Here is an 11,468-nt window from a genome sequence, read left to right as displayed (position 1 = left end):
GGTGTCGCAGGTCACTTCTTGGGCCGACACTCAGGTTCCAGGCGATCCGCAGTACAGCACCGAAGGAGCCGCAGGTATGACCGAGCACAAGTCGACGGACTATCTCAACTACATCGACCGGGTGTGGCAGGGGGAGGACACACTGCTGGCACATCTGTCCGGGGCGTACTCGGGCGCGGAGCTGGTGACCGTGCGCGAGCGGGTCGGTTTCCTGCCCGCCTTCGCCAATGTGTCGGTGTTCGACACCGGTGACGGGCTGGTTCTGGTGGACTCCGGCGACATCCGCACGGCGGGTCCTCTGCACGAGGCGGTGCGCGCCTTCAGTGAACAGCCGGTCAGTACCGTCGTCTATACGCACGGTCATGTCGACCATGTCTTCGGTGTTGCGCCGTTCGACGCGCAGGCGGACAGCGAGGGCCGTACACGGCCCGAAGTGATCGCGCACGAGGCGGTCACGGCCCGCTTCGACCGATACATCAGCACGGCGGGCTACAACTCCTGGATCAACCGCAGGCAGTTCGGCGTACCGTCGCTGGACTGGCCGTCCACCTACCGCTACCCCGACACCACCTACCGCGACCGGATGACCGTCGAGCGCGGTGATCTGACCTTCGAGCTGGTGCATGCCAAGGGTGAGACGGACGACAGCACCTATGTGTGGGTTCCCGAACTCAAGACGCTGTGCACCGGTGACCTCTTCATCTGGAACACCCCGAACGCGGGCAACCCCCAGAAGGTGCAGCGGTACCCGGAGGACTGGGCGCGGGCGCTGCGCGCCATGCAGGAGCTCGGCGCCGAACTGCTGCTCCCCGGCCACGGCGTGCCGATCGTCGGCAGGGAGCGCGTGAACCGGGCGCTCGACGACACGGCGCGGCTCCTGGAGTCGCTCTGTGAGCAGACCAGGGCCTTGATGAACGCCGGTCACCGCCTCGATGCCGTGCTGCACGGCGTACAGGTGCCGCAGGAGCTGCTGGAGAAGCCCTATCTGCATCCCGCCTACGACGAGCCGGAGTTCGTCGTACGTAACCTGTGGCGGCTCTGGGGCGGTTGGTACGACCAGAACCCGGCCCACCTCAAGCCGGCCCCGGACGCCGCGGTCGCCACCGAGTTCGCGGACGCAGCGGGCGGCGCTTCCGTACTGGCTCAGCGGGCGGTGAAGCTGCTGGAGGAGGGTGAGCTGAGGCTCGCCTCGCATCTGGCGGAGACCGCCGCGCTGGCGGCCCCTGCCGATGTGGAAGTGGCACGGATACGTGCGCGGGTGTACGCGCGGCGGGCGACGTCCGAGACGTCGACCATGGCCCGCGGGGTGTTCAACTGGGCGGCCGCGGAGTCGGCGGCGGTGGCCGAGGGGACCGATCTGGAGACCGAGCTGACGCGCTCCCCGGAAGGCCGGAAGCGGGCCGCCGGAATGATCAGCGTCGGAGTCGCGGACGAGGACGAGTGCGGCTGCGGCGGGGCGCCCGGGGAGGACGGGTGACCATGGATCGGCTCCGTACGGGAGACGGGGCCGCCGCGGAGGAGCAGGCACGCAAGGGCGCCTGGGGCACCACCTGGCTGCTGCTCGCCTTCATGCTGGTGAACTTCGCCGACAAGACCGTCATGGGCCTTGCCGCCGACCCCATCCGCGACGAGCTGGGACTGACCCGGGGTGAGTTCGGCACGGCGCAGTCCTCGTTCTTCGCCCTGTTCAGCCTGGCCGCGCTGGGGGTGTCGTTCCTGACCCGTCGCGTCCGCACCACCGTGCTGCTGCTCGGGATGGCGTTGCTGTGGTCGGTGGCTCAGCTGCCGATGCTGCTCGGCGCCGCCGGGTTCGGGACGCTGATCGCGACCCGGGTGCTGCTCGGGGCTGCCGAGGGGCCTGCGGCGCCGGTGGCGGTGCACCATCTGCACGGCTGGTTCGGGCAGAAGGAACGGACGCTGCCGACCGCCGTGCTGATGGTCGGTGCGGCGGGCGGAGTGGCGCTGTCCGCTCCGCTGCTGACCGTGGTGATCGATGTGTGGGGATGGCGCTGGGCCTTCGGCGCCGTGGGGCTGGTCGGCCTGGGGTGGGCGGTGTGCTGGTACGTACGGGGCGAGGAGGGGCCGCTCGCACCTCCCTCGGGAAGGGGCCTCTCTGCTGTCTCCGGCGGGGCCGTTCCGTCCGTTCCGTATCGCAGGCTGCTGCTCTCCGGCACCTGGCTGACGGCTGCCTTCGGGGCGTTCGCCGCCTACTGGATGCTCTCGGCGGGTCTGACCTGGGCGCCGGACTATCTGCACGAGGTGTCGGGGCTGACGCTGAAGCAGTCGGGGGCGGTGGTGACGGCAACGGCTGTCGGTAACGCCGTGGTGCTGCTGGGGCATGGGCTGCTGGCACGGCGGACGGCCCGGAACGGGACCGCTCCCAGACTGCCCGTCGGGCTCGGCGGCGGTCTCCTGATGTGTGTGGCCGCCCTGTCGATCGCGGTGTTCGCCGAAGTGGACCCGGTGGGCGTGAAGATCGCGCTGATGGTCGGGCCGATGGCGCTGACGAATGTGATCCTCACCGTCTCGCAGACGGCCGTCGCGCGGATCGCACCGGCCGGGCAGCGCGGAGTGGCGCTGGGTGCGCTGGCCTTCGTCTATGCGCTCGCCGGGATTCTGTCGCCGCTCGTCACGGGCCGGATGGTGGATGCGGCGGCCTCCGTGCCCACGGGCTACCACTCGGCGTATCTGCTGATGGCGGGGCTGGTGGCGGTGGCCGGCGTGCTCGCCGTCTGCTTCCTCCGGCCGGAGAAGGACGCGGCACGGCTGGATGTGGCACAGACCGCGCCGATGGGCCTCGCAGTGCACTGAACGGGTCGACAAGTACGTGTGTAAGGGGCTCGGTCCTATAGGAACCGAGCCCCTTACACACGTGTCTCACCAAGGTGTCCAACCGAGGGCACGTACCCCTGCGGTGACGACCACGGCGGCCCCTACGACCACGAGGAAGGGCGCGCGCAGAACCAGTGCGAGCGCCGCCGCGGCGAGCCCCGCGCCCCTGGCATCCAGCGTCAGGTGCTGCCCGTCGCCGAACGTCTGCTGCGCGGTGAGGGCGGCCAGGAGCGCCACTGGCAGCAGCGCGGCGAGACGCTGCGCGAGCGGACGTTCCAGCACCCCGGCGGGCACCAGCAGTCCGAGCAGTTTGGCGAGGTAGCAGCCGACGGCGGTCAGCGCGATGGCGATCCAGATGTTCATCAGTTCTCCTCCGCCGTGGCCGTGCCCCGGCTCGTTCCCTTCCGGCGTCCGCTCAGGAAGAGGACGGCGGGTGCGGCGAGCGCGGACAGCAGGACGGGGACACCTGCAGGCAGTACGGGCAGCAGTCCGAGCGCGAGCAGAACCGCGATTGCGGCGGTGATGCGTTCCGTCGTGCTTTTCAGCATCGGCGCGAGCAGGGCGAGGAAGACCGCAGGCGATGCCGCGTCCAGCCCCCAGGCGTCGGTGTCACCGAGCGCCTCGGCGCCGAGGGCCCCCAGCAGCGTGGTCAGGTTCCACAGCACGTAGAGGGTGAGTCCGGTGACGGCGAAACCGATCCGTGCGGCCCGCCGAGTGGGCTGCGGCAGTGTCACGGCGGTCGTCTCGTCGATGACCCATTGGGCGGCGAAGGGGCGGAGCGCGCGTGGAAGGGCGAGCAGCTGCGACAGTCGCAGGCCGTAGAACGAGTTGCGTACGCCGAGGAAGAAGGCCCCGGCAGCCGCCGTGTACGGGTTGCCGCCCGCCGCGAGAGCGCCCACGAGGGCAAACTGCGAGGCGCCGGTGAAGACGGCGAGGCTGAGCGCGCAGGTCTGCAGCAGGCTCAGTCCGGAGCCGGCCGAGGTCACGCCGAAGGCGAAGCCGGAAAGTCCGACGGCTATGCCGACACCGAGCGCGTCGCGTACGACGGCCGCGTCCGACTTCGCCCCGACAGCGTCCGGCTGCACCCCGGGAACGGTCGCGCTGTCGTGGGGTGCGCCGACTGCTTCGCCGACGCCCTCTGGGAGAGTTGTCTGTTCTGCCACGGCCGGAACGCTATGTGGGCAGGTCGCGCCCGGTCTTGTACGTTCTTGCACGTTCGCGCCGGTACGCGCCGGGCGGCACTCCCACGATCCGGGTGAAGTGACGGTTGAGATGCGGCTGATCGGTGAAGCCGACCTCGGCGGCCGCCTCCGCAGGTGCCGTCCCCGCGTCGAGCATCCGGCGCGCGGCCCGCACCCGGGCATCCGTGAGCCAGGCGTGCGGCGGCATCCCGTACTGCTTCTTGAAGGCCCTCAGCAGCGCGAACGGGCTGGTTCCGAGCTCCGCGGCCAGCGCCTCCAGGGTGGGCGGCTCCGCCATCCTGCCCTCCAGCACCGCGCGGGCCCGCGCCGCGTCGCGGGCACCCGCCGAGCGGGGCACGCGCGCGGGCAGCGCACTGCCGTGCAGGCTCAGCAGCCGCGCGACCATCACCCGCAGCACGGTGTCCGCGGCGAGTGCGTTGCCCTCCTCGGCTGCCCGGTGGACCTCGCCGATCAGCCGGGCCGCGTACGGGTCCATGACGCTGGTCTCGGTGAAACCGACAGTGCCGCGCAGACTCGTCGTATCGGCCGCGATGTCGTTGATCACCTGCGCGGACGGGTACAGCGTGGCGTACACCCAGCCCTCCGGAACACCCGCACGGGCGGTGTGCGGCACCTCCGGATTGATCATGACTACGGCGCCGGGGCCCGCGTGTACGACGGTGCCGCCGGGCAGCCCGACGTCCTCCACGCCTCGGGTGATGGTGCCGAATACGTAGCCCTCGTGGCTGTGGCGCGGGAAGGTGTGGCGCACGTACCGGGCACGCAGCAGATCGAGGTCGGGCAGCTCCGCGTACTGCCAGTGCCTCGCCCACTCCCCTGACCCCGACTCCGGTATTGCCACCATGGACGAATTCTCGCAGCTCCGGGGTCCGGTCGCCGATGGCCGTCACAGCCGTTGTCAGTGCCGGGGTGCACGATGGGGGACATGGCCGGCTCTGCGCTCGACTCGTTCTCCCCTGCGACCCGCAGCTGGTTCGCGGGTTCCTTCAGCGCGCCCACCGCCGCGCAGGAAGGCGCCTGGCGCGCGATCGGCGAGGGCTCGGACGTGCTGGTCGTCGCGCCGACCGGCTCCGGCAAGACCCTGGCCGCGTTCCTCGCCGCGCTGGACGGTCTTGCGTCCGTCCCGCCGCCCGCCGAGGCGAAGAAGCGCTGCCGCGTGCTGTACGTGTCGCCCCTCAAGGCCCTAGCGGTCGATGTCGAGCGCAATCTCCGCTCACCACTGACCGGCATCCGCCAGGAGTCGGTGCGTCTGGGGCTGCCCGAGCCCGAGGTCCGGGTGGGAATCCGCTCCGGCGACACCCCGCCCGCCGAGCGCCGCTCGATGGCGACCCGGCCGCCGGACATCCTGATCACCACGCCCGAATCGCTGTTCCTGATGCTGACCTCATCGGCCCGGGATGCGTTGTCCGGCATCGAGACGGTGATTCTCGACGAAGTGCATGCCGTGGCGGGTACGAAGCGGGGCGCCCATCTCGCCGTGTCGCTGGAGCGTCTCGACGAGCTGCTGCCGCGGCCCGCACGGCGGATCGGCCTGTCGGCGACGGTCCGTCCGGTCGACGAGGTGGCGCGCTTCCTCTCACCGCAGCGGAAGGTGGAGATCGTCCAGCCGCCGTCCACCAAGCGGTTCGACCTGTCGGTGGTCGTGCCGGTCGAGGATCTGGGCGAGCTCGGCGGCTCTCCCGCCACCGACACCGACCAGGCGGGCCAGGCGGACAAGCCGTCGATCTGGCCCCATGTCGAGGAACGCATCGTCGATCTCGTCCAGGAGCATCGCTCCACCATCGTCTTCGCCAATTCCCGCCGCCTCGCGGAGCGGCTCTGCAACCGGCTCAACGAGATCGCGTACGAGCGGGCCACCGGCACTGTGCTCGATGAGCACGGCTCCGCCACGACGCTGCCGGAAGCACACTCCCCGGCCGAGATCATGGCCCAGTCGGGCGTCGCGAAGGGCGCCCCCGCGCTCCTCGCCCGCGCACACCACGGTTCGGTTTCCAAGGAACAGCGCGCCCAGGTCGAGGAGGACCTCAAGGCGGGCCGGCTGCCGGCCGTGGTCGCCACCTCCAGTCTGGAGCTGGGCATCGACATGGGGGCGGTCGATCTGGTGGTCCAAGTGGAGTCGCCACCGTCGGTCGCCTCCGGGCTGCAACGGGTCGGCCGGGCCGGGCACCAGGTCGGTGCGGTCTCCACCGGAGTGGTCTTTCCGAAGTACCGGGGCGATCTGGTGCAGGCTGCCGTGGTCACCGAGCGGATGCGCGAGGGCTCCATCGAGGCGCTCCGGATCCCGTCCAACCCCTTGGATGTGCTGGCCCAACAGCTCGTCGCCATGGTCGCCCTGGACACGTGGCAGGTGGATGACCTGCTGGCCGTGACCCGCCGCGCCGCCCCCTTCGCCGCCCTGCCCGAGTCGGCGTTCACGGCCGTGCTGGACATGCTCGCCGGGCGCTATCCGTCCGATGCCTTTGCCGAGCTGCGCCCGCGTGTGGTCTGGGACCGGGTGGCCGGTACGGTCACGGGCCGCCCCGGCGCCCAGCGACTCGCCGTCACGTCCGGCGGGACCATCCCCGACCGCGGGCTCTTCGGGGTCTTTCTCGCCGGCGCCGACCCCAAGAAGGGCGGCGGCCGGGTGGGTGAGCTGGACGAGGAGATGGTGTACGAGTCCCGGGTGGGCGACGTCTTCACGCTGGGCACCACGTCCTGGCGGATCGAGGACATCACCCGCGACCGGGTCCTGGTGTCGCCCGCCCCCGGGGTTCCCGGCCGACTGCCGTTCTGGAAGGGCGATCAGCTGGGCCGCCCACTGGAGCTGGGGCGTGCACTCGGCGCGTTCCTCCGCGAGATCGGCGCACTGTCCCAGGAAGATGCCCGGCAGCGTCTGCTCGCCGCCGGTCTCGACACCTGGGCCGCCGACAACACCCTGTCGTACATCGACGAACAGCGCCGCGCCTGCGGCCACGTACCGGACGACCGGACCATCCTCGTCGAGCGTTTCCGTGACGAACTGGGTGACTGGCGGGTCGTCGTCCACTCCCCGTTCGGCGCGCAGGTACATGCCCCCTGGGCGCTGGCGCTGAATGCCCGCCTCGCCGAGCGGTACGGCATGGACGCCCAGGTGATGCATGCCGACGACGGCATAGTGCTGCGGCTGCCCGACGCAGACCTGATGGGCCTGGACCTCCTGGACTTCGATCCGGCGCAGGACCCGGCCCAGGATCCGGCACCGTTGCCGGGCCCCTCGTACGACAGCGGACAACCGCCCGTCGGTGCTGCGGATGTGACCTTCGACCAGGGCGAGATCAACCAGATCGTCACCGACCAGGTCGGCGGATCAGCCCTGTTCGCCTCGCGGTTCCGCGAATGCGCGGCGCGCGCCCTGCTGCTGCCGCGGCGCAGCCCCGGCAAGCGCACCCCGCTCTGGCAGCAGCGCCAACGCGCCGCACAACTCCTTCAGGTCGCCTCCGAGTTCGGCTCCTTCCCCATCGTTCTGGAAGCGGTCCGCGAATGCCTCCAGGATGTCTTTGACGTCCCCGGGCTGACGGAACTCATGGGCGACCTCGAAGCACGCCGTGTCCGGCTGGTCGAGGTGACCACCCCGGAGCCATCGCCCTTCGCCCGCTCGCTCCTGTTCGGCTATGTCGCCCAGTTCCTGTACGAGGGCGACTCGCCCCTCGCCGAGCGGCGGGCCGCCGCCCTCTCACTCGACTCCCACCTCCTGGCCGAGCTCCTCGGCCAGGCAGAACTGCGCGAACTGCTCGACGCCGACGTCCTGACCGAGCTGGAGCAGGAACTCCAGTGGCTGACCGAGGACCGCCGGATCAAGGACATCGAAGGGGTCGCCGATCTCCTTCGAGTCCTCGGTCCGCTCACCGACGCGGAGTTGGCCGAGCGCGGCGCCCAGCCGCCCTGGGCTCCGGAGCTGTCCGCCGCCCGCCGGGCCATCCGGGTCCGGATCGGCGGAGCGGACCACTGGGCCGCGATCGAGGACGCAGGACGGCTGCGCGACGCACTGGGCACCGCCCTCCCGGTGGGTGTCCCCGAGGCTTTCACCGAACCGGTGAAGGACCCACTCGGCGATCTTCTCGCCCGATACGCGCGTACGCACGGCCCGTTCACCTCCACCGAGGCCGCCACCCGTTTCGGCCTCGGCACCGCTGTCACGGACGGCGCGCTGCAGCGGCTCGCCGCGACCGGCCGGATCGTCCAGGGCGAGTTCCACCCCGCCGGCATCGGCCAGGAGTGGTGCGACGCCACCGTGCTGCGCCGGCTGCGCCGCCGCTCGCTCGCCGCGCTCCGACATGAGCTGGAGCCGGTCCCGCCCGCCGCCCTCGCCGGCTTCCTTCCGCAGTGGCAGCACCTGGGCAACAACAGCCTGCGCGGCATCGACGGACTGGCCCGCGCCATCGAACAGTTGCAGGGTGCGCCCGTCCCGGCGTCGGCCCTGGAGAAACTGATCCTGCCGGGCCGGGTCACCGGCTACTCCCCCGCGCTGCTGGACGAGCTGACCACCACCGGCGAGGTCGTCTGGGCCGGTGCGGGTGCCCTTCCCGGCAAGGACGGCTGGCTGTCCCTCTACCTCGCCGACAGCGCACCCCTGCTCCTCCCGCCCCCGCACCCGCTCGAGCTGAGCGCATTGCACGAATCCGTCCTGACGGCCCTGACCGGCGGATACGGACTGTTCTTCCGGCAAATCGCCGACCAGGTCCGCGCCACCACCCACCCGGACTGCACCGACCCGCAACTGGCCGATGCAGTCTGGGACCTGGCCTGGTCGGGCCGGCTCACCAATGACACGCTCGCCCCGCTGCGTTCGCTCCTCGGCTCCGGTCGCACGGCAGGATCGACCGCCCACCGCGCCAAACGGAGCGTCCCGCGCGGGCGTTACGGCTCACTCACCGGCGCCGCCCGGCCCGTGTCCCGCACCGGCCCGCCCACCGTCTCGGGCCGCTGGTCCCTGCTGCCCGCCACCGAACCCGACCCCACGCACCGTGCGCACGCGCTGGCCCGCACACTCCTCGACCGCCACGGGGTGGTGACCCGCGGCGCGGTCCAGGCCGAAGGCGTCGAGGGCGGCTTCTCCGCTACGTACCGCGTCCTCTCCGCCTTCGAGGACAACGGGCAGGCCCGGCGCGGCTATGTCGTCGAGGGCCTGGGAGCGGCCCAGTTCGCGATGGACGGCGCGGTCGACCGGCTGCGTGCCACGTCCACCGCCCGCGACCGTACGGAGCCGGGAGCCGCACCCCACGCCCTGGTCCTCGCCGCGGCGGACCCGGGCAATGCCTATGGCGCGGCCCTGCCCTGGCCCGAACCGCCGGACGGCGCCGGGCACAAGCCCGGCCGCAAGGCGGGCGCCCTGGTGGTGCTGGTCGACGGCGAGCTGGCGATGTACATGGAGCGTGGCGGCAAGACGCTGCTGGCCTGGCCCACCGACCCGGAGGACCCGGCACTCCTCGCGGCAGCCGGGGCACTGGCGGCAGCCGCCCGTGCGGGGGCGCTCGGCACGGTCACGGTGGAGCGCACCAACGGCGCCTCGTCCCTGACCTCCCCGCTCGGCCGCACGCTGGAGGCGGCCGGATTCCTGGCCACCCCGAGGGGACTCCGCCTGCGCGCCTGAACCACCTGCGCACCTCACGCCTTGTACGCCACTCCGCCCGTCCCCAACACCACCCGCGCCCAGCACGCCACACTCCCCACCCGACCCCGCATCATGGAGGCATGCCCGAAGGAGACACCGTCCTGCAGACCGCCAAACGTCTGCACACCGCACTCGCCGGCCGGGTCCTCACCCACTCCGACCTGCGCGTCCCCCGGTTCGCCACAGCCGACCTCACCGGCCGGACGGTTCTGGACGTCACCTCGCGCGGCAAGCATCTCCTCACCCGTATCGAGGGCGGCCTGACCCTCCACAGCCATCTGCAGATGGACGGCGCCTGGCGGATCTATGCTCCGGGCGAGCGCTGGCGCGGCGGCCCTGCTCACCAGATCCGCGCCGTCCTCGCCAACGCGGAACACACCGCCGTCGGCTACCGGCTCCCCGTCCTCGAACTCCTCCGCACCCGGGACGAGGAGAAGGCGGTCGGTCATCTCGGCCCCGATCTGCTGGGCCCCGACTGGAACGCCGAAACCGCTCTGCACAATCTGCTCAGCGACCCCGCCCGTCCCCTGGGCGAGGCCCTCCTGGACCAGCGCAACCTGGCCGGAATCGGCAACATCTACAAGGCCGAGCTCTGCTTCCTCGCCCGTGCGACCCCCTGGCTCCCCATCGGCGACCTGGCCGCCCCCGCCGCCCGTCTTGTCACCACGGCCAAACAGCTCCTCGAAGCCAACCGCGACCGTCCCATGCGCACGACCACCGGCGCAGCGCCCCGCGGATACGGCGCGAACGAACGGCTCTGGGTCTACGGAAGGACCAACCGCCCCTGCCTGCGCTGCGGCACGCCCATCCGCACAGCCGATCAGGACGCCCGCCCCACCTACTGGTGCCCGCGTTGCCAATCGGGCCCCACAAGCTAGTTGACGATCCGTCAGATTCGGTCGTACCGTCCGGTCATGTCCCTCACCGCGTACGACCTCACGGGCCGCTCCGCGTTCATCACCGGCGCGGCGGGTGGCATCGGCCGCGCAGGCGCCATCCTGCTCGCAGCGGCGGGCGCCACCGTGCACTGCGCGGACCGCGACGAGAAGGGCCTGCTGGAGACCCGGGACCTGATCGCCGAAGCCGGTGGCACATCCCGCATCCACGCCCTCGATGTCACCGACCGCAGTCGGATCAGGGCCGCGGTGGCCGCCGCGGGCAAGCTCGACATCCTGGCCGCCGTTGCCGGAATCATGCATACGAGCAGCGTCCTGGAGACCGCGGACGACGACCTTGATCGCGTCCTCTCGGTCAATTTCAAGGGCGTTCTGTACGCCTGTCAGGAAGTTGCCCGCAGCATGATCGCGCGCGGCGAACCCGGCTCGCTGATCACCATGGCCTCGGGAGCGGTCGACGCCGCGAGCCCCGGGCTGCTCTGCTACAGCGCGGCCAAGGCGGCGGTCGTCCAGCTGACGAAGACCCTCGCAACCGAGTTGGGGCCTCATTCCATCCGTGTCAACGCCGTCGCCCCGGGCTGGATCCGTACGCCCATGACCGCCCGCCACGACGCGGAACAACAACAACGGGCGGAGGCCACAATGGCGCGGATTTCCCCGCTCGGCCGGGTCGGCGAGCCCGAGGACGTCGCCCACACCCTGGTCTATCTGGCATCCGATGCGTCGGCCTTCATGACCGGTCAGATCCTCCGCCCGAACGGCGGCGTAGCCATGCCCTGGTAGTCCGCCAGGCCCGGCCACCACACCGCATCCCAACAGCGGACCATCGATTCACGCACCGCCTCCCAAGTGCGGACCACCGCCCCAGGCACCGCGTCCCGATGTCGGACCACCAACCCGCACACCGCA

The 11,468-nt window shown here is 71.3% G+C and carries 8 protein-coding genes; 5 read left to right on the top strand and 3 right to left on the bottom strand.

Features of this window, described 5'->3' with window-relative positions; genetic code table 11:
- The first annotated feature begins 76 nt into the window (after positions 1–76).
- Both ACZ7IB_RS33880 and ACZ7IB_RS33875 read left to right on the top strand, forming a co-directional pair.
- Complete coding sequence (locus ACZ7IB_RS33880) at positions 77–1,477, top strand: alkyl sulfatase dimerization domain-containing protein (RefSeq protein ID WP_470917838.1); 1,401 nt, start codon at positions 77–79, stop codon at positions 1,475–1,477.
- 2 nt (positions 1,478–1,479) lie between these two features.
- On the top strand, positions 1,480–2,811 hold the full coding sequence (locus ACZ7IB_RS33875) for an MFS transporter (RefSeq protein WP_470917917.1): 1,332 nt from the start codon (positions 1,480–1,482) through the stop codon (positions 2,809–2,811).
- A gap of 66 nt (positions 2,812–2,877) precedes the next feature.
- Here the strand turns inward: ACZ7IB_RS33875 and ACZ7IB_RS33870 are convergent, their stop codons facing one another.
- From ACZ7IB_RS33870 to ACZ7IB_RS33860, 3 genes are read right to left on the bottom strand one after another with little or no spacing between them, the layout of a single operon-like run.
- Positions 2,878–3,195 carry an AzlD domain-containing protein gene (locus ACZ7IB_RS33870; RefSeq protein ID WP_405684095.1) on the bottom strand — a complete coding sequence of 106 codons (318 nt, stop codon included), beginning with the start codon at positions 3,193–3,195 and terminating at the stop codon, positions 2,878–2,880.
- Entirely contained in the window at positions 3,195–3,995 is an 801-nt protein-coding gene (locus ACZ7IB_RS33865) for an AzlC family ABC transporter permease (protein ID WP_470917837.1), read from the bottom strand. Before ACZ7IB_RS33865 ends, ACZ7IB_RS33870 begins: the two co-directional genes overlap by 1 nt.
- 10 nt (positions 3,996–4,005) lie before the next feature.
- The gene (locus ACZ7IB_RS33860; RefSeq protein WP_470917835.1) at positions 4,006–4,878 is read right to left on the bottom strand and encodes an AraC family transcriptional regulator; all 873 of its coding nucleotides are present in this window, start codon (positions 4,876–4,878) and stop codon (positions 4,006–4,008) included.
- An 81-nt stretch (positions 4,879–4,959) separates the two neighbouring features.
- Here ACZ7IB_RS33860 and ACZ7IB_RS33855 point away from each other — a divergent pair, with 81 nt between their 5' ends.
- The 3 genes from ACZ7IB_RS33855 to ACZ7IB_RS33845 all read left to right on the top strand — a co-directional run bounded on the left by ACZ7IB_RS33855 (position 4,960) and on the right by ACZ7IB_RS33845 (position 11,342).
- Positions 4,960–9,642 (top strand): Lhr family helicase, encoded by a 4,683-nt coding sequence (locus tag ACZ7IB_RS33855; protein WP_470917833.1) that lies wholly within the window; start codon positions 4,960–4,962, stop codon positions 9,640–9,642.
- Positions 9,643–9,743: 101 nt separating this feature from the next.
- The gene (locus ACZ7IB_RS33850; RefSeq protein ID WP_470917832.1) at positions 9,744–10,541 is read left to right on the top strand and encodes a DNA-formamidopyrimidine glycosylase family protein; all 798 of its coding nucleotides are present in this window, start codon (positions 9,744–9,746) and stop codon (positions 10,539–10,541) included.
- 36 nt (positions 10,542–10,577) lie between these two features.
- On the top strand, positions 10,578–11,342 hold the full coding sequence (locus ACZ7IB_RS33845; protein WP_470917831.1) for an SDR family NAD(P)-dependent oxidoreductase: 765 nt from the start codon (positions 10,578–10,580) through the stop codon (positions 11,340–11,342).
- Positions 11,343–11,468 lie beyond the last annotated feature (126 nt).

It is taken from the genome of Streptomyces sp. NPDC037301, assembly GCF_055602785.1.
The sequence above is the reverse complement of the archived record's forward strand: the minus strand, read 5'-3'. Positions and strand labels throughout refer to the sequence as shown.

Excerpts from the sequence above, each read along its gene's own strand:
- ACZ7IB_RS33875 (WP_470917917.1), top strand. The coding sequence starts at position 1,480 with ATGGATCGGCTCCGTACGGGAGACGGGGCCGCCGCGGAGGAGCAGGCA.
- ACZ7IB_RS33845 (WP_470917831.1), top strand. The coding sequence starts at position 10,578 with ATGTCCCTCACCGCGTACGACCTCACGGGCCGCTCCGCGTTCATCACC.
- ACZ7IB_RS33870 (WP_405684095.1), bottom strand. The coding sequence starts at position 3,195 with ATGAACATCTGGATCGCCATCGCGCTGACCGCCGTCGGCTGCTACCTC.
- ACZ7IB_RS33880 (WP_470917838.1), top strand. The coding sequence starts at position 77 with ATGACCGAGCACAAGTCGACGGACTATCTCAACTACATCGACCGGGTG.
- ACZ7IB_RS33860 (WP_470917835.1), bottom strand. The coding sequence starts at position 4,878 with ATGGTGGCAATACCGGAGTCGGGGTCAGGGGAGTGGGCGAGGCACTGG.
- ACZ7IB_RS33855 (WP_470917833.1), top strand. The coding sequence starts at position 4,960 with ATGGCCGGCTCTGCGCTCGACTCGTTCTCCCCTGCGACCCGCAGCTGG.
- ACZ7IB_RS33850 (WP_470917832.1), top strand. The coding sequence starts at position 9,744 with ATGCCCGAAGGAGACACCGTCCTGCAGACCGCCAAACGTCTGCACACC.